This window comes from Lutibaculum baratangense AMV1 (assembly GCF_000496075.1).
GTDB classification, from domain to species: Bacteria; Pseudomonadota; Alphaproteobacteria; order Rhizobiales; family Tepidamorphaceae; genus Lutibaculum; species Lutibaculum baratangense.
Map to the genome: position 1 here is coordinate 611,330 of NZ_AWXZ01000039.1, position 21,972 is coordinate 633,301.

The following is a 21,972-nucleotide window of genomic DNA, read 5'->3' on the forward strand; positions in this document are numbered from 1 at the left end:
GGAAGAGAAGGGCGTCGCGAAGTGCGCCCACAACAACGAACGGAGGAACGGGATGGCTTTCAACACGCTGATACTCGGGGCGAATTACGGGTCGCTGGTCGCCACCAAGCTTCTTGTGGCCGGCCACGACGTCACGCTCGTGTGCCGGCCCGAAGAGGCCGAGCTCATCAACGCGGAAGGCACCCGCGTGCGCCTTCCGGTGAAGGGAGAGAGCGAGCCGGTCGTGCTCGACTCGCGGGATCTGAAGGGCCGTCTCGCGGCGGTGACGCCCGAGCAGGCCGACTCCTCGGGCTTCGATCTCGTGGTGCTCGGCATGCAGGAGCCGCAGTATCGCGCCCCCGAGGTGAAGGACCTGATGCACAGGATCGGGCGCGCGCGCACGCCGGCGATGTCGATCATGAACATGCCGCCGCTCACCTACATGAAGCGCGTGCCGGGCATCGACGCGGACGAGCTCTCCGCCTGTTATGCGGACGCCGGCGTGTGGGACACGTTCGAGCCCGCGAACATGACGCTGTGCAGCCCGGACCCGCAGGCCATCCGGCCGCCCGATGAACAGCCGAACGTTGTCCAGGTGACCCTGCCGACGAACTTCAAGGCGGCTCCGTTCGAGGGCGAGGCGGCGACCTCGATCCTTCGCCAGATGCAGAGCGACATCGAGGCGGTGCGTCACGACGTGGGCGGTCGTACGCTCGAGCTGCCGGTGAAGCTGAAGGTACATTATTCGATTTTCGTGCCCTTCGCCAAGTGGCCGATGCTGCTGACGGGCAACTATCGCTGCGTCACGCCCGGCGGGGTGCAGTCCGTGAAGGACGTGGTGCACGGCGACCCCGAGGGCGCTCGCGCAGTTTACGACTGGGTCGGCGAGGTCTGCCTGAGCCTCGGCGCCTCGGCCTCGGATCTCGTGCCGTTCGAGAAGTATGCGGCGGCGGCGCAAGGCCTCGTCAGGCCGTCATCCGCCGCCAAGGCGGTCTATTCCGGCGCGCCCTATATCGAGCGTGTCGACCGTCTGGTTCAGATCGTGGCGCGGCAGAAGGGAATGCGGCTCGCCCAGGTCGACGAGATGGTCGACCGGATCGACGCGCTTCTTCAGGAGAACCGGCGCAAGTCCGCCGCCTGACGCGAGAGGCGATCGGCGGGGCGGCGATGCTTGCCGCCGTCCCGCGGCCGTCGCTTCTATCCCTCTGGAAAGTGGTGCCGCGTCGCGTTGGCGAAGGCGACCAGCGAGAGCATCACGGGGACCTCGACGAGGACGCCCACGACCGTCGCGAGCGCCGCGCCGGAGCCGAGCCCGAAGAGGCCGATCGCCACGGCCACGGCGAGCTCGAAGAAGTTCGACGTGCCGATCATCGCGCATGGAGCCGCGACCTTGAAGGGCACGCGCCACGCCCATGCCGCCGCATAGGCGAGGGCGAAGATGCCGTAGGACTGGATGAGGAGCGGGATCGCGATCATCACGATGAGCAGCGGCCGCTCGACGATCACGTGCCCCTGGAAGCCGAAGAGGAGAACCACGGTCGCGAGCAGCCCGACGATCGAGAACGGCTTCACCGCCCCCGTGAAGCGCGCCACGGCCGCCTCTCCGGTCTCGCCGCGCCTGGCGTGGCGCGTCAGCCAGTGGCGCGTCGCCGCTCCCGCCGCGAGCGGTATCACGACGTAGAGGCCGACCGACAGGAGAAGCGTCTCCCACGGCACCTCTATATCCGTGACGCCGAGGAGGAGAGCGACGATGGGGGCGAAGGCGAAGATCATGATGACGTCGTTCACGGAGACCTGCACGAGCGTGTAGGTCGGATCGCCCCTCGTGAGCTGCGACCAGACGAAGACCATGGCGGTGCACGGCGCGGCGCCGAGCAGGATCAGGCCCGCGATGTACTGTTGCGCGTCCGCCGGTGCGATCATCCCCGCGAAGAAATGTTCTAAGAACAGGACGCCGAGAGCCGCCATCGTGAACGGCTTGACGAGCCAGTTCACGGCGACCGTCAGGATCAGCCCCTTCGGCCGGTCGCCGACATGGGCGAGGCTCGAGAAGTCGACCGCCACCATCATCGGATAGACCATCGCCCAGATGAGGAGCGCCACGGGGACGTTGACGGCGGCATATTCCAGGCCGGCGAGGAAGCCGAAGAGTCCCGGCAGAACGTTGCCGAGAACGATCCCCGCGACGATGCAGAGGCCGACCCAGACGGAGAGCCACTTCTCGAAGAAGCCGATGCCGCCCGGAGAGCTAGCGGCGCGCGCGGAGCCGTCGATCGTCATGGTCGCGTTGCCTCTCAAGTGGAGCGACGAGGGGGGATCCAGCCGGTGGAGCCGGATCCCTCAGTGGCCGCTGCACCACGTGCCGCTTCGTGCATGGTGAAATTTCCTTATTTCGAGAAATAACGTATATAGCTGAGCTGTCAACGTGGGCCTTCGGGTCTGCTGGAGCGCCGGCGGCGACATGCCTCCCGAGGGAACCTGAGGCGGTAGGGCTGCCTTCTCACCTGGAGATCCGAACTCCACGGAGAGACACGTGCTGGGGAGAAGCAGGCTCAGGCCGATCGAGAAGCAGGTCATCGTCATCACCGGCGCCACGAGCGGTATCGGGCTGGCCACCGCCCGGCTGGCGGCACGGCGTGGCGCCCGGCTCGTCATAGCCGCGCGCAACGGCGCGGCACTCCGGGAGGTCGCCGAAGATCTGCAGGACAAGGGCGCCCGCGTCCACGCGGTTCCGACGGATGTCGGCGACGAGACCGGAGTGGAGCGTCTCGCGGAGGCGGCGATCGACACCTTCGGGCGGATCGACAGCTGGGTGAACGATGCGGGGGTGCCGCTCTACGGCTATCTCGACGAGATCTCGACCGAGGATCACAGGCGGCTGTTCGAGACGAATTACTGGGGCGTGGTCCATGGCAGCCTCGCAGCCCTGCGGGCGATGCGGAGCGAAGGTCGCGGGGCCATCATCAACATCGGCAGCGTGCTGAGCGATGTGCCGGTTCCCCTCCAGGGCGCCTATGTCGCCTCGAAACACGCCGTGCGGGGCTTCACCGACGCCCTGCGCGCCGACATCGCGACGAGCGATCCCGGGATCTCGGTGACCCTCATCAAGCCCACATCCATCGCCACGCCGTACACCGAGCACGCCCGCAGCTATCACGACGAGGCGCCCAAGACGCCGCCGCCGCGCTACTCGCCGTGGCTCGTCGCCCGCGCGATCCTGCGTTCGGCGGAGCGCCCGATCCGGGAGATCTATGTCGGCGGCGGCGGGCCGGCGCTTCTCGTCATGCAGAAGCTGATGCCCGGCATCTTCGACCTCGCGATGCGGCAGTTCGTGAAGCCGCTCCAGCTCTCGCCCTCCAGGCGGGCGGCCGACTTCCTGCAGCGCGACAACCTCTACGGGCCCAGGCAGGACGGGCGGGTGCGCGGGAACTTCCCCGCCCATCGTGAGCACTCGCTCTTCACGCTCGCGCAGATGTATCCCGGCGCGAGCCTCCTGTTCGGAGCGGCGGCCCTCGGCGGGCTGGCGCTCGGACTTGGCGCTCGGCGCCGCGCGCACGACCGCGAGACGGCCCGCTCGAGGGAAGATGACCGCTACAGCGCAGTCGGCCGGGGAGCGGTCTAGCTCGAAGCGCTCGGAACGAAGCCCGCGCCGGGGCGCGGGCTTCGGGGCTTGCGCGAGATCCTGCCCTCCGGGCCGGACGCGCGTCAGCGGGAGGTCGGGACCATGAGCTCCGGCACCGGCGTGGTGTCGGTGCTCCGCGGCAGGATGGGATACTCGACCCGCGGCTGCTCGCCCGTCAGCGTGTGGAGGAAGGCTGGGATCGCCTCGATCTCCTCCTCGCTCAGTTCTATGCCGAGCTGGGCCGTGCTCATGATCGCCACGGCCTGCTCCAGATCCCATACCTGGCCGCTGTGGAAGTAGGGCGCCGTGAGCGCGACGTTGCGCAACGGGACGGCGCGGAAGACGTACTCGTCCGTCGCCGTCTGCGTCACCGCGAAGCGGCCCTTGTCCTCCGGCGGCAGGATGTCCGAGCCCGGCCGTTCGATGACGCCGAACGGGAAGTAGTCCTGGCCACCGAGGTTCACGCCGTTGTGGCAGCTCACGCAGCCCGTATCCATGAACAGGCGGAGGCCCTCCTTCTCCTGGTCGTTCATCGCGACCTCGTTGCCGTCCAGGAACTGGTCGAAGCGGGCCGCCGGCGTGATCAGCGTCACCTCGAAGGCTTCGATCGCACGCGTGACGTTGTCGAAGGCCATGAGCGGCACCGCGAGCGGGAAGGCCGCGATGTCCTCTGGATGGTCTTCCTGGACGGAACGCTCGGCCGAGCCGCTCTTCCTCGCCTGCCGCTTCTCGAAGACCATCTCGGTCGGGATCCAGAACAGGAGCAGTCCCCCGGCGATGCGGAAGGCGGGAAGGGTTATGCCCAGCGCCTCCAGCATCGGCTGGCCGATGGCCGCGAAGGCGACGAGCACGACGGCGGCGATCAAGACGGAGCGCATGGCGACGCGACGCCGCTCCGCGGGCGCCATGCCGTGCGTCAGGCTGACGAAAATCGGCGCGATCCCGATCGGATCGATCACCACGAACAGCGTCACGAGCGCCGAGACGAGCGCCTCCGCCATCCCGTGTTCCTCACCCCGAAACCACGACGTCCTCGTGAAAACTGTTGCGTCATGATATTCCGATGCAAAATATCCCGCTAATGCACTGACAAGAATGAGGATTGTGCGCCACGCCACTGATTGCCGCACCTTGCGTATCGCAAGCGAATCCCCTACCTAGTCGATAGTCCAATCATCCCACGAGACCGTCTTGTCCGACACCGATCTGCCGCCCGGCGGCGGTACGCCCCCCGAGGACCCTTCCGGCGTCCGCCCCATCTCGATCGCCGAGGAGATGCGGCGGTCCTATCTCGACTACGCGATGAGCGTCATCGTGAGCCGCGCGCTGCCAGACGTGCGCGACGGCCTGAAGCCCGTTCATCGCCGCATCCTCTACTCGATGCACGAGAACGGCTACGACTGGAACAAGCCCTACCGCAAGTCGGCCCGCGTCGTCGGCGACGTCATGGGTAAGTACCATCCGCACGGCGACAGCGCGATCTACGACGCGCTCGTGCGGATGGCGCAGGACTTCTCGATGCGCCTGCCCCTCGCGGACGGGCAGGGGAATTTCGGCTCTGTCGACGGCGATCCGCCCGCGGCGATGCGCTACACGGAGGTGCGGCTCGCCAAGCCCGCGCATCTCCTGCTCGACGATCTCGACAAGGAGACCGTCGACTTCGTGCCGAACTACGACGGCGCCGAGCGCGAGCCGAGCGTGCTGCCGACGAAGTTTCCAAACCTCCTCGTCAACGGTGCCGGCGGCATCGCCGTCGGCATGGCGACCAACGTGCCGCCGCACAATCTCGTCGAGGTATGCGACGCCTGCATCGCGCTGATGGAGGATCCGGGACTGTCGGCGGAGCAGCTGATGGAGATCATCCCGGGGCCCGACTTCCCGACCGGCGCCACGATTCTCGGACGCGCCGGCATTCGCTCGGCCTACACGACCGGCCGCGGCTCCGTCGTCATGCGCGGCAAGGTGCACACCGAGACGGTGCGCAAGGAGCGCGAGGCGCTGATCGTCACCGAGATTCCCTACCAGGTGAACAAGGCGGCGATGATCGAGAAGATCGCCGACCTCGTCCGGGACAAGCGGGTCGAAGGCATCGCCGACATCCGCGACGAGTCCGACCGGCAGGGCATGCGCGTCGTCATCGAGCTGAAGCGGGACGCCGTGGCCGACGTCGTGCTGAACCAGCTCTACCGCTTCTCGCCGCTCCAGACGAGCTTCGGCGCCAACATGGTGGCGCTGAACGGCGGCAAGCCGGAGCAGCTGACGCTGCACGACATGCTGACCGCCTTTCTCTCCTTCCGGGAGGAGGTCGTTAGCCGGCGCACCAAGTTTCTCCTGCGCAAGGCGCGCGACCGGGCCCACGTGCTCGTCGGCCTGGCGATCGCCGTCGCGAATATCGACGAGGTCATCAGCCTCATCCGGAACGCGCCGAACCCGCAGACGGCGCGCGAGCAGCTGATGGAGCGCCACTGGCCGGCGAAGGAGATGGCGCCGTTCATCACGCTGATCGCCGATCCGCGCCACACGCTCGACGAGGACGGCAACTACCGTCTCTCCGAGACCCAGGCCCGCGCGATTCTGGACCTGCGCCTGCACCGCCTGACGGCGCTGGGGCGCGAGGAGGTCGGCGACGAGCTGACGAAGCTCGGCGAGGAGATCGCGGACTACCTCGACATCCTGCGCTCGCGCGCCCGCATCCAGGGCATCGTGCGCGAGGAGCTGATAGCCGCGAAGACCGAGTTCGGCACGCCCCGGCGCACCGAGATCAGCGAGGCCGAGGGCGACTTCGAGGACGAGGACCTGATCCAGCGCGAGGACATGGTCGTCACCGTCTCGCATGCCGGCTACATCAAGCGTGTGCCGCTCTCGACCTACCGGGCGCAGCGGCGGGGCGGCAAGGGCCGCTCCGGCATGTCGATGCGCGACGACGATTTCGTTAGCCGGCTGTTCGTCGCCTCGACGCACACGCCGGTGCTGTTCTTCTCGTCGCGCGGCTTGGTCTACAAGATGAAGGTCTGGCGCCTGCCCGTGGCGGCGCCGCAGGCGCGCGGCAAGGCGCTCGTCAACCTTCTGCCGCTACAGGAGAACGAGCGGATCACGACGATCATGCCGCTGCCGGAGGACGAGGAGAGCTGGGGCTCGCTCGACGCGATCTTCGCCACCACGCGCGGCACCGTCCGCCGCAACAAGCTGTCCGACTTCACGCAGGTCAACCGCAACGGCAAGATCGCGATGAAGCTCGACGCCGACGATGACGGCATTGTCGGGGTGGAGACGGCGACGGAATCCGACGACATCCTGCTGACGACGGCGTCGGGCCAGTGCATCCGATTCCCGGTCGTGGACGTGCGCGTCTTCAAGGGGCGCGACTCCATGGGCGTCCGCGGCATCTCGCTCGGCGCGGCCGACCGGGTGATCTCGCTCTGCATCCTCAGGCATTTCGAGGCGACGCCGGCGGAGCGGCTTCTCTATCTCAAGCAGTCCTCCGCCTTCCGCCGCGCGGCGACGGGCGAGGAGCAGGACGAGATCGCCGAGACGGACGACGTCGCCGAGGAGGTCGAGGCGAACGGCGAGGGGCAGCTGTCGCCCGAGCGCTACGCCGAGATGGGCGCGGCCGAGCAGTTCGTGCTCACCGTCAACCAGCGCGGCTACGGCAAGCGGTCGTCCTCCTTCGACTTCCGTGTCTCCGGCCGCGGCGGCAAGGGCATCAAGGCGACCGACCAGACGAAGCTCGACGAGATCGGCGCGCTCGTGGCGGCCTTCCCCGTGGAGGCGGGAGACCAGATCATGCTCGTGTCGGACGGCGGGACGCTGATCCGCGTTCCCGTCGAAGGCATCCGTTTCACGAGCCGCGCGTCGAAGGGCGTGCGCATCTTCCACACGGCGGCCGGCGAGAAGGTCGTCTCGGTCGAGCGGATCGGCGAGGAGAGCGCCGCGGAGGCGGAGGAGATCGAGAGCGGGGACGGCGGAGAGCTGCCGGATGCTCCCGAGGGGCCCGAAGGCGGGCCCGACAGCCCCGAGAGCTGACCGCCAGCGTTCCGTCGGCTCGCGCGACGGCGAGGCGGCGCGGAAGACGTGAAGGGTCGGTGGTCTGTCAGGACCCCGACCCTTCGTCGTTCATCGCTCCGCTTCGAGAGAGACGCGGGCGGCTCGTCAGTGACCTTCAGCGCGCCACCACCTCGACCTCCCGCCGCCGGTCGGGCTCGACGGTGAACTCGCTGTTGAAGATGCGGCCCTCGTGGCGCGCGACGACCGCGTAGGTTCCGGCGGCCAGCACGTGCTCGGGAAACGCGCCGAAACTCTCCTTCACCACGTCGCCGCCCGGCGAGAGGATGCTCCACGCCGTGTTGGCGAGGGCCTCGCCGCCCGGCTCGTTCACGAGCTTCAACGTGACGGCGGCTGCCTTGTGGGTCACCGCGGCCTCCGTGAGCTGCCCCGGCCTGACCCGCACGTCGGCGCGCACGATCGCATTGGCATCGCCGTAGCGGCTGACGATGTGATAGGTGCCCGGATTGAGGCGGATCGTGCGGTCGAGGGGGGCGTTCGCGAGGATCTGCTTGCGCTGGCCGTACTCATCGAGCTCCGAGGAGTAGATCGCGAGCGATATCCCGTTGGCCAGCGCGCCGCCGTCGGTGCTGACGGCCTTCACCCGCAGGCCTCCCGCCTCGAGCACGACCGCCTCATCCCGCGCCGTCTCGTGCAGTTCCACCTGGCGCGCCGTGAAGGCACGGCCATAGGCCGCGTGCACGATGTAATCGCCCTCCGGCAGGAAGAAGACGGGCTCGGGAACCTCGCTGCGCTCTAGCTCCGGGAAGCTGCCGTCCGGCATCGGACGCGCGTTGAAGACGCGCCAGATGACGCCGCCCGGCACCGCCGGCCCGTCGGCCGTGAGGTGAGCGGTCAGGCGCAGGGGCAGTCTCTTGCGGACCGCCTTGTCCTGCTTGTCTGGCTGGATCTGCAGGGGCCCGAGCGACAGCACCGTGGAAGGTTCGGCCGCCGCCGTCTCCGGATCCGGCCGGGGAGGCGGCATGGGGATCCCCGGCTGAGCCGTCTCCACCTCCGCCCCGGCGTCGTCGGCCGCCGACGCGCCGTCCGCGCCGCCGGCAGGATCGGCGGCTTCTTCTTCCGAAGAGGAAAGAGCGTCGCTGGCGGCCTCTTCCGACGCCGCCTCTGCCTCCGCGTCAGCGTCCGGCGCCGCGTCCGTCTCCGCTGGCCCATCCGGCTCCGCCTCCCCCGGCGCCGGGAGCACCTTCGCGATCTCGCTCCTGAAGGCCGCAGGGCTCGTGGCCACGGCGAAGCTGCCGCCGCCGGCCTCTGCCACGGAACCGAGCGGCCTCACCTTCTCCGGCTGGGTCGCGACGAAACCGATCACGTCGACCTTGCCGCCCGCGGCCTTCACCTTCGCGGCCGCGGCCGCCGCATCGCCGTTGCAGGTGTCCGTGCCGTCGGCGATGACCACCAGATGCAGCGGCTGGCGGTCGCGCCAGTCCTCGAGCGCGGATTCCATCGACGCGGCGAGCGGGGTCTGGCCCTTCGGGGCGATGCCGGTTATCGCCGCGTCCCGCGCCGCCTCGTCCATCTCGCCGTCAGGCGGCACGATCGTGGCGATGTCCTCGCAGGAGCTGGAGGAGGCGCCGCCGTAGACGACCAGGCCCAGCCGTTCCGCCCGCCCTTCGAACGCCTCCTTCATCGCCTCCTGGACGGTGGCGATCTTGCTGCGTCCGCCGACCTGCGAGCGCATGCTCGCGCTGCCATCGAGGATCACGATCGTCGCAGGCTCCGCCGAGGCCACGCCCGCGGTGCATATGGCAAGCAGCGCGACGAGGAGGGATCGGATGGAGACCGCGAGGTGGTTCATGAATATGGTCGTTCCGCTCTTGGCGCCCGAGGGATTCGCGATGCCGCGCATCATGCCATGCAATGTGGCGGCGTCGCGGCTGCCGGTGGTGCCACGTCATCTTGACCTCCACGAGACATGGATTGAAGTGAAATGCCGCGCTCCGAACCCGTTCTCGACCATCTGCGCGCGAGGCGCTCAGTGGCGGCCGTCACCCTCGTCGGTCCCGGGCCGTCTGCGGAGGAACTGCGCGACATCCTGACGATAGCGGCACGCGTCCCCGACCACGGGAAGCTCGCGCCGTGGCGCTTCATCCGGATCGAAGGCGAGGCGCTCGCGGCGTTCAGGCAGCGCCTCATGGAGCTCTGGCGATCGGATCATCCCGAGGCGAGCGAGGAGGCCGCGGAGGTCGAGGCGGGAAAGCGGCCGCAGGCGCCGCTCCTCCTGGTGCTCGTGTCGCGGGCGGGCGAGCATGCGAAGATCCCCGTCTGGGAACAGGAGCTTTCGGTCGGCGCCGCGGGCATGAACCTGCTCCACGCGCTCCACGCGCACGGCTATGCGGGTCAGTGGCTGTCCGGCTGGCCGGCCTATGACGGGCGTGTGGGGCGGCTCCTGGGGCTGCAGGAGGGCGAACGCGTGGCCGGCTTCGTCTATGCGGGCACCCCCGCCACGCCCCCGAGCGATCGCGACAGGCCCGACGTCGCGACCCTGCTCACCGACTGGCGGCCCGCCTGATCCCGAAACTCCGTCCCGAGGCGTTGGACATTCCGGGGCGCGATGGCATATCGGGCGGAGGCACCGACAGGAGACGGCATGTTCTACGACGCCCGCAGCAACGACCACGGACTGCCGCACGACCCCATGAAGGCGCTGATCGTGCCGCGCCCTGTCGGGTGGATCTCGAGCCTCGACGAAGGGGGCCGCGTCAACCTCGCCCCCTACAGCTTCTTCAACGCGGTCGGGGAGAGGCCATACATCGTCGTGATCGGCAGCACCGGCTGGAAGCACACCGCCGGCAACCTCGCCGCCACCGGCGAGTTCGTCTGCAACCTCGCGACCTACGACCTGCGGGACGCCGTCAACAGAAGCTCGGCGCCGGTGCCGGCCGGGGTGGACGAGATGGCGCTCGCCGGGCTGACGCCCGCTGCCTCGCGCCTCGTCAAGCCGCCGCGCGTCGGCGAGTCGCCGGTGGCGCTCGAGTGCAAGGTGCTCGAGGTGAAGCGCCTGGTCGATCTGGAGGGGACCGAAACAGCCAGCACGCTGCTGCTCGGTCAGGTCGTGGGCGTGCACATCGACGAAGGCCTGATCGTGGACGGTCTGGTCGACATCACGCGGGCGCGACCGATCTCCCGCCTCGGCTACATGGATTACGCCGTGATCGACGAGGTCTTCCAGATGCGGCGGCCGCAGAGCTAGCCGGTGAGGAGAGCGGGACCCATGGCCGTGCACATCATCAAGCTCTGCGTCGGGGCCGAGTCGATCGAGGACCTGCAAGGCTGGATCGCCGAGCGACTCGAGCAGCGCCGGCGCCAGGGGCAGCCGGCCGAGCAGGTGCACGTCACGCGCATGACGCCGAAGCGGGCGGACGAGATCCTCGCCGGCGGCTCGCTCTACTGGGTGATCCGGGGGCTCGTGCAGTGCCGCCAGCGGCTCCTGGATCTGCGGGCGGTGACCGGCGAGGACGGGATCACACGCTGCGCCTTCGTGCTCGAGCCGACGATCGTCCCCGTCGAGCCGCGCCCGCGCGCACCGTTCCAGGGCTGGCGCTATCTCAAGGCCGAGGAGGCGCCGCTCGACCTGGGCGATGGGAGCGGGGACGGGGGAATGCCGCCCGAGATGCGGCGGGAACTGCTCGAACTCGGGCTTCTCTGATCGACCCCGGCTTTGCAACAGGGCTGTGAGAGGCCATCTTTCCACCATGAGCGACGACAAGAAAGCACCGGTGCGGACGGAGGGGCTCGCGCCCGCGGAAGCGAGCTCGCGTGCCGAGATAGACCTCTTTCTCGAGCTGGTTCGGCGCGCGCCCGCAACTCCGCCAGCCGGCGAGCGGGGGCGGCTCGTCTTCGCCCTCGACGCGACCATGAGCCGCCAGCCGACCTGGGACCGCGCCTGCCGCCTGCAGGCGGAGATGTTCCAGGAGACCGCCTCCATCGGTGGTCTGTCGGTCCAGCTCGTCTATTTCCGCGGCTTCAACGAGTGCCGCGCCAGCAAGTGGACGGAGGATGCGACGCGGCTCGCCGATCTCATGTCCCGCATCGACTGCCGGGGCGGCACGACGCAGATCCGGAAGGTCCTGCGCCACGCTCGTGACGAGGCCGGACGCAAGCCCGTCCAGGCACTCGTCTATGTCGGCGACTGCATGGAGGAGAACGTCGACGAGCTCTGTGCGCTCGCCGGAGAGCTGGGCATGTTGCGCGTCCCCGCCTTCATGTTCCACGAGGGTCGGGAGCCCACCGCCGAACGGGCGTTCCGCGAGATCGCCCGCCTCACCTCCGGCGCCTATTGCTCGTTCGACAGCAGCTCTTCCGGCCAGCTGCGCGAGCTCCTGAGGGCGGTCGCCGTCTACGCTGCGGGCGGCCGCAAGGCGCTCGCCCGTTACGGCGACCGAGGAGCGCAACTCCTCCTCGAGCAGTTGAAGTAGCGGCGATGGGTGCGTTTCTGCTGGGGCTGATCGGCCTCGTCCTGCTCCTGGCCGGCCTTCAGGCCTTCGCCAACTCCGACCCCGCGAAGGTCGCGAAATGGGTGAAGATCGTCGGCGGGGTCGTTCTGCTCGCCGTGGCGGCGGTGCTCGGCGTGACGGGCCGCTGGGGCTTCGCGATCCCCCTGGGGATCGCAGGCATCAGCCTGCTGGGCCTCCGTGTTCCCTTCCAACCTCACCGGGGCACGAGTCGGCGAAGCGCGGGCAGCTCCTCGTCCGTGCGCTCGCCGTGGGTCGAGATGCGGCTCGATCACGACACGGGCCGCATGAGCGGCGAGGTGCTCGACGGCCGCTGGGCGGGACAGGCGCTCGACGATCTGTCGTTCGACGACGTCGTCGAGCTCCTCGCGGAGGTCGACGACGCGCAGAGCCGCCAGCTACTCGAAGCGTATCTCGACCGCCGGGAGCCCGGCTGGCGTGAAGACGGAGAGGCGGACGCGGCGGCGGGGCAGTCCCGACCGCGCCACACCGGCGAAATGACGGCGCAGGAGGCCTATGAGATACTGGGCGTTGCGCCGGGGGCCGACGCGGCCGCCATACGCCGCGCCCACCGGGATCTCATGATGAAGCTCCACCCGGACCGGGGTGGGTCCACCTACCTTGCCGCCAAGATCAACGAGGCCAAGGAGCTTCTGCTTCGCAAACATGGTCAGGCCTGAGGGGCTTTGATCAGTTGCGGGCCGGGAAGCAGCCGAAGGAGGCGCGCTTGAGCGCCGTGCACGCTGCTTCCGCGCCGCCGCGGTCGAAGCCGGCGAAGCGGGCTCGCCAGTACGTCTCGCCGTCGAGCTTCACGGTTTCGGTGTAGGCGGAGGCGTTGCGGAGGACGCTCGGCGCGCGCTCCTGAGCCCGGGAGAGGGCGGACATCGCGAGAGCCTCGCCGTTGAAGGCGCCGACCTGGATCACCCAGCTGTCGCTTCCCGGCGAGAGGGAGGCGGTGGTCACCTCGTCCAAGGGCGACGCGTCGCCCTGGCCGCTCACGGCCTCTTCGGAGAGGGCGATCTCGATCTTCTGCCCGATGGGATCGCCCGAGGCGGGGAAGTAGGGCATGGGCGCGGCGCTCGCGGAGACCATCGTGCCGGGCACGGTGGTCGACGGCACGTACATCGTCGTCACCGGGCGCTCCGGCCGCACGGGGGGAAGCGGCGCGTTGGAGGCGAGGAGAGGTGCGGCCGACGGCGTCGACCTCTTGATGTGGGCCTCGAGGAGCTCGCGCATATGCGCGTCGCGGCTGCTGCCGCTCTGGCCGCCCATGACCACGCCGATGATGCGGCGGTCGCCGCGCTGCATCGTGGCGAGCAGGTTGAAGCCCGAGGCGCGGATATAGCCGGTCTTGAAGCCGTCGACGCCGGCCACGCGGCCGAGAAGCTTGTTGTGGTTGCCGTAGGTCTGCCCCTTGTACGTGAAGGAGCGGATCGAGAAGTAGCCGAAGTAGTTCGGGAAGCGGCGCATGGTCACCTGGCCCAGGATGGCGAGGTCGCGCGCCGTGGAGATGTTGTTGGAGTTCGGCAGGCCGTGCGGGTTGGCGAAGGTCGTCTTCGTCATGCCGATCGACCGGGCGGTCCGCGTCATGCGCTGCGCGAAGGCGGGGACGCTGCCCCCGATGTTCTCCGCGACGACATGGGCCACGTCGTTCGCCGACTTCGTCAGCATGGCCTTGATGGCGTCCTCGACCGTGATCGTGGAGCCGGGCTTCACGCCGATCTTCGACGGCGGCTCGGCCGCCGCCGCGGCCGAGACCTTGAGCGGCGTGTCGAGCCGCAACCGGCCCGCTTCGAGCTCCTCGAAGACGATGAAGAGCGTCATGACCTTCGTGATCGAGGCGGGGTAGCGGGGAACATCGCCGTTGCGCGAGAACAGCACCTCGTTGGTGTTCGCGTCGATGATGTAGGCCGCATAGCGCTCGTTTGCATCGGCAGGCGCCGCCGCGATGCTGAGCAGCGCGACGAGAACCATGAGAGCGCGGAAAATATTGAGCCGGTGGATGGGGTTCCACACCGGGAGAACGCCGATCATGTGACCGATCTCCGACTAGCCTTGGCCGAACGGCGAGCAAGGTCGGGCGCTGACGATCCACTCGGGATCCATGCGTTGCCCCCCCCGTTGCGCCCCATCGGCATCTGCCAACAACACTTGGACGACACGACACAGTTCAAGCTCTCGCCCCAAATGTGGCCGTGTTCATCTCACTGATGGGGAGAATATGTCCGACGCGGTTAGGAAACGGTAAAGCCTGCCGGTGTGACCGAAGTGCGGCGGCAGCCATTGTGCGTCGCAGCAATCCCTTGACATCGATGGTGCGGTGCAGTATGTAGGGTGCATCGCAGTCGTGTGATGCGCCAAGGACGCTCCTGATAAGACGTCGCTATGCGCATGACGGAAACCCGAAGGAGCATCGACATGATCGGCAATGCAGACGAATTCCAGAAGCTGGCCAAGGACAACGTGGACGTGGCCATGCGCAGCTTCGGCACGCTCAGCCGCAACTTCCAGGGCATCGCCCTCGACACCGCGGACTACAGCAAGAAGTCCTACGAGGACGGCGCGGCGGCTCTCGAGAAGCTGATGTCCGCGAAGTCGCTCGACAAGGCTTTCGAGATCCAGGCCGACTATCTCCGCACGAGCTATGAGGGCTTCATCGCCCACGCCACGAAGCTCGGCGAGTACTACGTCGACATGACGAAGGACGCCTACAAGCCGTTCGAGAACCTCGCCGCCAAGGCGAAGTAAGCTCCGGCCCATAAGCCTCGGACGCCGAAGCCCCGGTCGCAAGACCGGGGCTTTTTGTGTTTGCGCCGGGGTGGCAGCGCCCGTCCCGCGGGCCTATCTTATTGTCTGGTGAAGAACACGCATACGACCTATCATCACGCTCGAGAGGCCGTGCGTCGGCCCGGCTCCGGGCTGAGCATCAAGGCGAACGTGAGGTTCGAGGAGGCCACTGGGAGCATGAGAGGGCAACTGTGGAATGCGCGGCCGAAGCCGCTGTCCACGACCGCTCAGTCGAACTCGGACGGGGACGGCGGTGACGGGGCCGGTACCGGCATCGTCACCCGGACCCGAACGAGAACCAAACGTCCGAGCCTTTACCGCGTCCTTATCCTCAACGACGACTACACTCCGATGGAGTTCGTGGTGCTCGTTCTGGAAAGGTTCTTCAACAAGGCCCGGGAAGATGCCACCCGCATCATGCTGCACGTACACCACCACGGGGTGGGAGAGTGTGGGATCTACACCTACGAGATCGCCGAGACGAAGGTGACGCAGGTGATGGACTTCGCTCGCAAGCACCAGCATCCGCTGCAGTGCGTCATGGAGAAGAAGTAGGAACCCCGATTTGCCATCATTCTCGAGAAGTCTGGAACAGGCGCTTCATCGCGCGCTCGCGCTCGCGAATGAACGTCATCACGAGTACGCCACGCTTGAACATCTGCTTCTCGCCCTGATCGACGATCAGGACGCGGCCGCCGTCATGCGGGCGTGCAATGTCGATCTGGACGTCCTGCGTCAGACGGTATCGGACTACGTCGACAGCGAGCTTGAGAACCTCGTCACGCAGACGGGGGAGGATTCCAAGCCGACGGCCGGTTTCCAGCGCGTCATCCAGCGCGCCGTGATCCATGTGCAGTCCTCCGGTCGCGAGGAAGTGACCGGCGCCAACGTCCTCGTCGCGATCTTCGCGGAGAGGGAGAGTCATGCCGCGTTTTTCCTGCAGGAGCAGGACATGACGCGCTATGATGCTGTCAATTACATCAGCCATGGCATCGCGAAGCGGCCTGGCTTCTCGGAGACACGTACCGTGCGGGGAGCCGAAGAGGAAGCAGCCGAAGGCGAGGACGCCGACAAGAAGAAGTCGGACGCGCTCGAGGCCTACTGCATCAACCTGAATCAGAAGGCCCGCGAGGGTCGCGTGGACCCGCTCATCGGCCGCGACGCCGAACTGCGCCGTACGGTGCAGGTCCTCTGCCGCCGCTCCAAGAACAACCCGCTCTTCGTGGGCGATCCCGGGGTGGGCAAGACGGCCATCGCCGAAGGCCTGGCGCGCCGGATCGTGCACGGCGAGGTGCCGGAGGTCCTGAAGAAGGCGACGATCTTCCAGCTCGACATGGGGACGCTGCTCGCCGGCACCCGCTATCGCGGGGACTTCGAGGAGCGCCTGAAGGCGGTCGTGAAGGAGATCGAGAAGTACGACGGCGCGATCCTGTTCATCGACGAGATCCACACCGTCATCGGCGCCGGGGCGACGTCCGGAGGCGCGATGGACGCCTCGAACCTCCTGAAGCCCGCGCTCCAGTCGGGCGAGCTTCGTTGCATGGGCTCGACCACCTACAAGGAGTACCGCCAGTACTTCGAGAAGGACCGGGCGCTGGTGCGCCGCTTCCAGAAGATCGACGTGAACGAGCCGACGGTGCCCGACGCGGTCAAGATCCTGAAGGGGCTGAAGCCGTACTTCGAGGAGTTCCACGGCCTGCGCTACACGAACGACGCCATCAAGACGGCGGTCGAGCTGTCGGCGAAGCACATTCACGACCGGAAGCTGCCGGACAAGGCGATCGACGTGATCGACGAGACCGGCGCCTCCCAGATGCTGCTCCCGCCCTCCAAGCGCAAGCGGGTGATCGGCGTGAAGGAGGTCGAGGCGACGGTCGCGACGATGGCGCGCATCCCGCCGAAGAGCGTCTCGAGGTCGGACTCCGAGGTGCTGTCGCATCTCGAGGAGAACCTGAAGCGCACCGTCTTCGGCCAGCAGGCCGCGATCGAGGCGCTCGCCGCGTCGATCAAGCTCGCGCGGGCCGGCCTTCGGGAGCCGGAGAAGCCGATCGGCAACTACCTGTTCTCGGGGCCGACGGGCGTCGGCAAGACCGAGGTCGCCCGCCAGCTCGCCTCGCTCCTAGGGGTCGAGCTCCTGCGCTTCGACATGTCGGAGTACATGGAGCGGCACACCGTGTCGCGGCTCATCGGCGCGCCGCCGGGCTATGTCGGCTTCGACCAGGGCGGCCTGCTGACCGACGGCGTCGACCAGCATCCGCACTGCGTGCTCCTGCTCGACGAGATCGAGAAGGCGCATCCGGACCTGTTCAACGTCCTCCTGCAGGTCATGGACCACGGCAAGCTCACCGACCATAACGGCAAGCGGGTCGACTTCAGGAACGTGATCCTGATCATGACGACGAATGCCGGTGCGGCGGAGATGGCGAAGCCGGCGATCGGCTTCGGCAGCTCGAGGCGGACGGGCGACGACGAGGAGGCGATCAACCGCATGTTCTCGCCGGAGTTCCGCAACCGTCTCGACGCGACGATCGCCTTCGGCAACCTGCCGCCCGAGGTCGTGGCGCGCGTGGTCGAGAAGTTCGTCCTGCAGCTCGAGGCGCAGCTCGCCGACCGCGGGGTGACGATCGAGCTGACCGAGGAGGCGAACGCGTGGATCGCCGATCGCGGCTACGACGAGCGCATGGGCGCCCGCCCGCTCGCCCGCGTGATCCAGGACCACATCAAGAAGCCGCTGGCCGACGAGGTGCTGTTCGGCAGGCTGAAGGCCGGTGGCGTGGTGCGCGTCGTGGTCGAGACGCCGGACGGAGAGCCGTCGAAGCTCGCCTTCGAGTTCCCCGAGCCCGCCGGTCGCCCGGACGCCGAACCGGCTCCGGCCAAGGGGGCGAAGAAGGGCTCCGGCAAGCGCTCAGTGCGTAAGAGCGAAGCCAAGGTGCCGCAGCCGAGCGAGTAGTGCCGATTTCTCCTGAAACCGACCACCGGCGCCCCGCGGGGCGCCGGTGACGTCTGGACGGCATTGGCGGACAGGCTACTCGGCCGGGGCGCGACGAGCGGTGTCGCTTCCCGGCCTCGTGCTGTTCTGCTCGTTCTTCGGCTTCGGCGCCTTCGCGCGCGCGATGGGCTTCTCCATGGGCGAGGCCGTGTTCACGAGCGGCGTCGTGTGGGCGCTTCCGGGGCAGGTGGTCCTGTTCAGCGGCCTGGCGGACGGGGCGCATCTGGCGGCGGCCTTCGTCGCCGTGACGCTGACCGCCGTACGCCTTCTGCCACTGACCGTGGCGATCCTGCCGCTGATGCGGCGTGACCGGCAGTCGTGGATCTCGCAGTACTTCCTTGCCCACTTCGTCGCGGTCACGGTGTGGGTGGAATCCATGCGCCGCTTCAACGACATGGAGCACGCGGAGCGCATACCGTTCTTCCTCGGCCTGTCGCTGACCGTGGTGCCGCTCAACCTCCTCGCCACGGCGCTCGGCCATGCGGCGTCCGCCACCGTGCCGCCCGCGGCGTCGGCGGCGTTGCTCTTCCTGACCCCGATCTACTTCATCCTCTCGATGACATCGGCCGCCAGGGCCCGGGCCGACCATCTCGCGATGGGGCTGGGGCTTGCGCTCGGGCCCGTCTTCTACCGCCTCGCCCCGGGTCTCGACCTTCTCTGGACCGGCCTCGTCGGCGGCACGCTCGCATGGCTCGCCGGACGCGCGATGGAGCGCCGGCGGTGACAGGCGGGCTCTCGACCTACCTCGTGATCCTGATCGCGGGATGGATGGCGACCGATGTCTGGCGTCTGCTCGGCGTCGCCTTCTCGGTCAGGCTCAACGCGGAGAGCCCGGTCCTGAAATGGGTGAGGGCGGTGTCTACGGCGCTGGTGGCCGGCCTCATCGCGAAGCTCGTGATCTATGCGCCGGGAGAGCTCGCCGACGTGGCGCTGTGGGTCCGCCTGTCGGCCGTGGCGGCCGGATGCGCGGCCTATCTCGCGGCGGGCGGCAACGTCTTCGCCGGAGTGGTGGCCGCCGAGGCGATGCTGCTCGGCGGCATCCTGTTCCTCACCTGACGCTCAGCCTTCGAGCGCCGCCCGGATGCGGTCGCCGTGACGGGCGATCTCGTCCATGTCGCCCATCTGGCCCGGCGGCTTCAGCTCCACACCCTCGAAGCGCGGCAGGATGTGGAAATGGGTGTGGTAGACCACCTGGCCGCTCGCCGGCTCGCTGAACTGCTGGATCATGACGCCGTCGGCCCGCATCGCCTCCATCGCCGCCCGCGCGACCTTCTGCACCGTCCCGATGACGGCCGCGAGATCTTGCGGGTCGATGTCGAGGAGGTTGCGCGACGGCGCCTTCGGGATGACGAGGCAGTGCCCGTCCCCACGCGGCATGATGTCCATGAAGGCGAGCGTCTGGTCGTCCTCGTAGATCCGGCTGCAGGGTATCTCGCCCCGCAGGATCTTCGCGAAGACGTTCTGGTCGTCATAGGCCGCCATTCGAACTCTCCCGGCAGTTCGTTCCAAGCCTTCTAGCTCTCAGAGCGGCGCGGGGGCGTCAAGCGGGGCCGCCGCGACGGTAGGGTGCGTGTTCGGCGAGGGCGCGGCCTTCCTCCTCGACATAGAGGCGCTCGTTCTCGAGATAGTCGGCGACGGCGCGCCGCAGTCCGGGGTGGGCGATGTGGTGCGCCGAGTGCGTGGTCACCGGCACGTAGCCGCGCGCGAGCTTGTGCTGCCCCTGCGCGCCGGCCTCGACCCAGGAGAGGCCGCGCTCGATCGCGAACTCGATCGCCTGGTAGTAGCAGACCTCGAAATGCAGGAACGGGTGGTCCTCGATGCAGCCCCAGTTCCGGCCGTAAAGCGCGCTGTCGCCGACGAGGTTGAGGGCACCGGCGATGTAGTCGCCCTCCCGTTTCGCCATGACGAGCAGGATCCGGTCGGTCATGCGCTCGCCGATCAGGCTGAAGAAGCGTCGGTTCAGGTACGGCCGCCCCCATTTGCGCGAGCCGGTGTCCATGTAGAACGCGTAGAACGCGTCCCAGTGGCCCTCCGTGAGGTCGGAGCCGGTGACCCGTTCGATCTCGATGCCCGCTTCGTGTGCCTCCCGCCGCTCCTTGCGGATCGCCTTGCGCTTGCGCGAGGCGAGGGCGCCGAGAAAATCGTCGAAGCTCCCATAGCCGTTGTTCCGCCAGTGAAACTGCTGGTCCGTGCGCTGGAGCATGCCGAGACGCGAGAGCACTTCCCGGTCCGGAGCCGAAAGGAAGGTCCAGTGCGCCGAGGAGATGTCGTGGCGACGGCAGAGCTCCGTCGCGCCGGCAACCAGCGCCTGCTTCAGCCTCTCGGTGTCCTCGCCCGCGCGCACGAGCAGGCGAGGGCCCGGCACCGGCGTGAAGGGGACCGAGATCTGGAGCTTCGGGTAATAGCGCCCGCCCGCCCGCTCGAACGCGTCGGCCCAGCCATAGTCGAACACGTATTCGCCCTGGCTGTGGCTCTTCAGGTAGGCGGGCATCGCGGCGACGAGCCGCCCCTCGCGCCGGATCGTCAGGTGCTGGGGCAGCCAGCCCGTCTCGGCGCGCACGCAGCCGCTCTCCTCGAGGGAGGAGAGGAAGGCGTGGCTGACGAAGGGGTTGTGCGTCTCGGCCTTCAGGCCGGACGCGTCCTCGAAGCCCGGCGTCACCGGCTCGCCGAAGGCGCAGGCATCCCATTCCGCCGGGTCCAGGGCCGAAAGCCGGTCCTCGACGCGGATCTCGATCGTGTCCTGATCCACGGGCCTCATCGTCCCTATTGCTGCGGGGCCGGCCGCCCGGTCAGGGCACGAACCCCTCGAAGATCATCTGGTCGGCGTGCTCCGCCGCCCGCATGCGTTGCTCCTCGGTCCTCACCGTCCATGTCAGCAAGGGGATCCCGAAGAGGCGGCGCATCACCGTGGGCGCGAGAGCCGGAAGGTCGTCGACCGAATATGCTACGAAATGTGGCCGTGACCGGACCGCATGGGCGAGATAGCGCATCGCCGCCCGGCCGCCCCGCGAGGTGTTCCTGGGCTTCCACGTGCGGTAGCCCTCAGCCGTGATGCCGCGCAGGACCGCCGGCGCAGCCAGGCGGACGGCGGTGACCGCACCCGGATCGAAGGACATGAGGGCGGCCCGCCCGCGATAGCGGGCGACGCGTTCGGCCACGCGCGCGCTGTAGGCGGCCTTGCCGGTGAAGTCGGTCTTGATCTCGATGACGAGCGGAGCCCGGTCGTCCACCTGTTCCAGCAACTCGTCGAGTGTCTGTATCCGGTCGGCGGTCTCCCGGAAGACCGCGGCCTTGAGCTCGGACGGATCGAGTGCCGCAACCGGGCCGCTGGCGTGTGTCAGTCGCTCGAGCGTGTCGTCGTGGAAGACGACGGGGGTCCCGTCCGCCGCTTCCTGGACGTCGACTTCGATGGCGAAGCCACCGGCGATCGCGGCCTCGACCGCGCTCGCCGTGTTCTCGACGATGCCGCGCGCCCGGTCGTGCAGCCCCCGGTGTGCCACCGGGCGTTCCGTCAGCCAGCCGGGCGCCGGCATCGAGCTCACTCGATCTCGAAGATGCCCTCGACCTCGACCGCCACGCCGAAGGGCAGTGCGGCGACGCCGACGGCGGAGCGGGAGTGGCGGCCGGCCTCGCCCAGCACGTCGACCATCAGGTCGGAGGCGCCGTTGACGACCTTCGGCTGGTCGCCGAAATCGGGAGCGGAATTGACGAAGCCGGTCAGCTTCACGCAGCGCAAAACCTGATCGAGGCTGCCCGCCGCCGCCTTGGCCTGGGCGAGCAGGTTGATCGCGCAGAGGCGTGCCGCGCGCTGGCCCTCCTCGACCTCCATGCCGGCGCCCAGCTTGCCCACGAACTCGATCCCGTTCCTGCCCATCGGGACCTGGCCCGAGATGAAGAGCAGGTTGCCGCTCTTGACGAAGGGCACGTAGTTCGCCGCGGGTGCGGCCGGGGTGGGGAGCTCGATTCCCAGTTCCTGCAGGCGTTGTTCGATGGCGGACGGCATGGTTTCTCTCCGGTCGGACAAGGTCGAGCCCGTTTGTGCCTTCTTCGATGGCGGGATGGCAAGTCGCCTTCTCCGGCGTCGC

At 68.3% G+C, this 21,972-nt stretch carries 21 protein-coding genes; 13 read left to right on the forward strand and 8 right to left on the reverse strand.

All coding sequences use genetic code 11. The annotated features are described in order from the left end of the window. The first annotated feature begins 52 nt into the window (after positions 1-52). The gene (locus tag N177_RS17575; protein WP_023433751.1) at positions 53-1,120 is read left to right on the forward strand and encodes a ketopantoate reductase family protein; all 1,068 of its coding nucleotides are present in this window, start codon (positions 53-55) and stop codon (positions 1,118-1,120) included. 56 nt (positions 1,121-1,176) lie between these two features. On the opposite strand, the gene arsB is transcribed toward N177_RS17575, so the two are convergent. Next, entirely contained in the window at positions 1,177-2,259 is a 1,083-nt protein-coding gene (gene arsB, locus N177_RS17580) for an ACR3 family arsenite efflux transporter (protein ID WP_023433752.1), read from the reverse strand. A 253-nt stretch (positions 2,260-2,512) separates the two neighbouring features. Here arsB and N177_RS17585 point away from each other — a divergent pair, with 253 nt between their 5' ends. After that, entirely contained in the window at positions 2,513-3,601 is a 1,089-nt protein-coding gene (locus N177_RS17585) for an SDR family oxidoreductase (RefSeq protein WP_023433753.1), read from the forward strand. Between the two features lie 83 nt (positions 3,602-3,684). On the opposite strand, the gene N177_RS22265 is transcribed toward N177_RS17585, so the two are convergent. Continuing rightward, a complete protein-coding gene (locus N177_RS22265; protein ID WP_023433754.1) occupies positions 3,685-4,602 on the reverse strand; it encodes a MarC family protein in 918 nt (305 codons plus the stop codon). A gap of 190 nt (positions 4,603-4,792) precedes the next feature. On the opposite strand from N177_RS22265, the gene gyrA reads away from it, so the two are divergent. Beyond that, positions 4,793-7,624 (forward strand): DNA gyrase subunit A, encoded by a 2,832-nt coding sequence (gene gyrA / locus N177_RS17595; RefSeq protein WP_023433755.1) that lies wholly within the window; start codon positions 4,793-4,795, stop codon positions 7,622-7,624. 136 nt (positions 7,625-7,760) lie between these two features. On the opposite strand, the gene N177_RS20750 is transcribed toward gyrA, so the two are convergent. Then, complete coding sequence (locus tag N177_RS20750; RefSeq protein ID WP_160170942.1) at positions 7,761-9,455, reverse strand: vWA domain-containing protein; 1,695 nt, start codon at positions 9,453-9,455, stop codon at positions 7,761-7,763. A 132-nt stretch (positions 9,456-9,587) separates the two neighbouring features. On the opposite strand from N177_RS20750, the gene N177_RS17605 reads away from it, so the two are divergent. The 5 genes from N177_RS17605 (at position 9,588) to N177_RS17625 (ending at position 12,791) form a co-directional block, all read left to right on the forward strand. After that, a complete protein-coding gene (locus N177_RS17605) occupies positions 9,588-10,169 on the forward strand; it encodes a nitroreductase family protein (protein WP_023433757.1) in 582 nt (193 codons plus the stop codon). 78 nt (positions 10,170-10,247) lie between these two features. Further along, on the forward strand, positions 10,248-10,850 hold the full coding sequence (locus tag N177_RS17610; protein WP_023433758.1) for a flavin reductase family protein: 603 nt from the start codon (positions 10,248-10,250) through the stop codon (positions 10,848-10,850). A gap of 21 nt (positions 10,851-10,871) precedes the next feature. Beyond that, positions 10,872-11,306, forward strand: a complete 435-nt coding sequence (locus N177_RS17615; RefSeq protein WP_023433759.1) for a DUF1489 family protein — start codon at positions 10,872-10,874, stop codon at positions 11,304-11,306. A gap of 46 nt (positions 11,307-11,352) precedes the next feature. After that, complete coding sequence (locus tag N177_RS17620) at positions 11,353-12,075, forward strand: vWA domain-containing protein (protein ID WP_040485982.1); 723 nt, start codon at positions 11,353-11,355, stop codon at positions 12,073-12,075. Positions 12,076-12,080: 5 nt separating this feature from the next. Beyond that, positions 12,081-12,791: a DnaJ domain-containing protein gene (locus N177_RS17625; protein WP_023433761.1), complete on the forward strand. Its 711-nt coding sequence runs from the start codon at positions 12,081-12,083 to the stop codon at positions 12,789-12,791. A 10-nt stretch (positions 12,792-12,801) separates the two neighbouring features. On the opposite strand, the gene N177_RS17630 is transcribed toward N177_RS17625, so the two are convergent. Then, positions 12,802-14,145, reverse strand: a complete 1,344-nt coding sequence (locus N177_RS17630; protein WP_023433762.1) for a D-alanyl-D-alanine carboxypeptidase — start codon at positions 14,143-14,145, stop codon at positions 12,802-12,804. Between the two features lie 384 nt (positions 14,146-14,529). On the opposite strand from N177_RS17630, the gene N177_RS17635 reads away from it, so the two are divergent. From N177_RS17635 to N177_RS17655, 5 genes are all read left to right on the forward strand, one after another. After that, on the forward strand, positions 14,530-14,859 hold the full coding sequence (locus tag N177_RS17635) for a phasin family protein (protein ID WP_023433763.1): 330 nt from the start codon (positions 14,530-14,532) through the stop codon (positions 14,857-14,859). 216 nt (positions 14,860-15,075) lie between these two features. Next, positions 15,076-15,453, forward strand: a complete 378-nt coding sequence (gene clpS / locus N177_RS17640) for an ATP-dependent Clp protease adapter ClpS (protein ID WP_051402475.1) — start codon at positions 15,076-15,078, stop codon at positions 15,451-15,453. Positions 15,454-15,463: 10 nt separating this feature from the next. Then, complete coding sequence (clpA, locus tag N177_RS17645) at positions 15,464-17,848, forward strand: ATP-dependent Clp protease ATP-binding subunit ClpA (protein WP_023433765.1); 2,385 nt, start codon at positions 15,464-15,466, stop codon at positions 17,846-17,848. Positions 17,849-17,948: 100 nt separating this feature from the next. Continuing rightward, positions 17,949-18,611 (forward strand): AzlC family ABC transporter permease, encoded by a 663-nt coding sequence (locus N177_RS17650; RefSeq protein ID WP_023433766.1) that lies wholly within the window; start codon positions 17,949-17,951, stop codon positions 18,609-18,611. Then, complete coding sequence (locus N177_RS17655) at positions 18,608-18,943, forward strand: AzlD domain-containing protein (RefSeq protein ID WP_023433767.1); 336 nt, start codon at positions 18,608-18,610, stop codon at positions 18,941-18,943. Before N177_RS17650 ends, N177_RS17655 begins: the two co-directional genes overlap by 4 nt. 3 nt (positions 18,944-18,946) lie before the next feature. Here N177_RS17655 and N177_RS17660 read toward each other — a convergent pair whose 3' ends face one another. The 4 genes from N177_RS17660 to N177_RS17675 are packed head-to-tail and all read right to left on the reverse strand — an operon-like array spanning position 18,947 to position 21,890. Further along, positions 18,947-19,369 (reverse strand): HIT family protein, encoded by a 423-nt coding sequence (locus N177_RS17660; RefSeq protein WP_023433768.1) that lies wholly within the window; start codon positions 19,367-19,369, stop codon positions 18,947-18,949. 58 nt (positions 19,370-19,427) lie between these two features. Beyond that, the gene (locus N177_RS17665; protein ID WP_040485984.1) at positions 19,428-20,645 is read right to left on the reverse strand and encodes a GNAT family N-acetyltransferase; all 1,218 of its coding nucleotides are present in this window, start codon (positions 20,643-20,645) and stop codon (positions 19,428-19,430) included. A 31-nt stretch (positions 20,646-20,676) separates the two neighbouring features. After that, positions 20,677-21,420, reverse strand: a complete 744-nt coding sequence (locus tag N177_RS17670) for a glycerophosphodiester phosphodiesterase family protein (protein ID WP_023433770.1) — start codon at positions 21,418-21,420, stop codon at positions 20,677-20,679. 5 nt (positions 21,421-21,425) lie between these two features. After that, complete coding sequence (locus tag N177_RS17675; RefSeq protein ID WP_023433771.1) at positions 21,426-21,890, reverse strand: RidA family protein; 465 nt, start codon at positions 21,888-21,890, stop codon at positions 21,426-21,428. Between the last annotated feature and the right edge of the window lie 82 nt (positions 21,891-21,972).

What these genes read in the sequence shown, in the direction of transcription:
- N177_RS17605 (WP_023433757.1), top strand. Translation starts at nt 9,588, where the DNA reads ATGCCGCGCTCCGAACCCGTTCTCGACCATCTGCGCGCGAGGCGCTCA.
- N177_RS17660 (WP_023433768.1), bottom strand. Translation starts at nt 19,369, where the DNA reads ATGGCGGCCTATGACGACCAGAACGTCTTCGCGAAGATCCTGCGGGGC.
- arsB (WP_023433752.1), bottom strand. Translation starts at nt 2,259, where the DNA reads ATGACGATCGACGGCTCCGCGCGCGCCGCTAGCTCTCCGGGCGGCATC.
- N177_RS17625 (WP_023433761.1), top strand. Translation starts at nt 12,081, where the DNA reads ATGGGTGCGTTTCTGCTGGGGCTGATCGGCCTCGTCCTGCTCCTGGCC.
- N177_RS20750 (WP_160170942.1), bottom strand. Translation starts at nt 9,455, where the DNA reads ATGAACCACCTCGCGGTCTCCATCCGATCCCTCCTCGTCGCGCTGCTT.
- N177_RS17670 (WP_023433770.1), bottom strand. Translation starts at nt 21,420, where the DNA reads ATGCCGGCGCCCGGCTGGCTGACGGAACGCCCGGTGGCACACCGGGGG.
- N177_RS17610 (WP_023433758.1), top strand. Translation starts at nt 10,248, where the DNA reads ATGTTCTACGACGCCCGCAGCAACGACCACGGACTGCCGCACGACCCC.
- N177_RS17665 (WP_040485984.1), bottom strand. Translation starts at nt 20,645, where the DNA reads ATGAGGCCCGTGGATCAGGACACGATCGAGATCCGCGTCGAGGACCGG.
- N177_RS17620 (WP_040485982.1), top strand. Translation starts at nt 11,353, where the DNA reads ATGAGCGACGACAAGAAAGCACCGGTGCGGACGGAGGGGCTCGCGCCC.
- N177_RS22265 (WP_023433754.1), bottom strand. Translation starts at nt 4,602, where the DNA reads ATGGCGGAGGCGCTCGTCTCGGCGCTCGTGACGCTGTTCGTGGTGATC.
- N177_RS17615 (WP_023433759.1), top strand. Translation starts at nt 10,872, where the DNA reads ATGGCCGTGCACATCATCAAGCTCTGCGTCGGGGCCGAGTCGATCGAG.
- N177_RS17635 (WP_023433763.1), top strand. Translation starts at nt 14,530, where the DNA reads ATGATCGGCAATGCAGACGAATTCCAGAAGCTGGCCAAGGACAACGTG.
- N177_RS17675 (WP_023433771.1), bottom strand. Translation starts at nt 21,890, where the DNA reads ATGCCGTCCGCCATCGAACAACGCCTGCAGGAACTGGGAATCGAGCTC.
- N177_RS17630 (WP_023433762.1), bottom strand. Translation starts at nt 14,145, where the DNA reads ATGATCGGCGTTCTCCCGGTGTGGAACCCCATCCACCGGCTCAATATT.
- N177_RS17575 (WP_023433751.1), top strand. Translation starts at nt 53, where the DNA reads ATGGCTTTCAACACGCTGATACTCGGGGCGAATTACGGGTCGCTGGTC.
- clpS (WP_051402475.1), top strand. Translation starts at nt 15,076, where the DNA reads ATGAGAGGGCAACTGTGGAATGCGCGGCCGAAGCCGCTGTCCACGACC.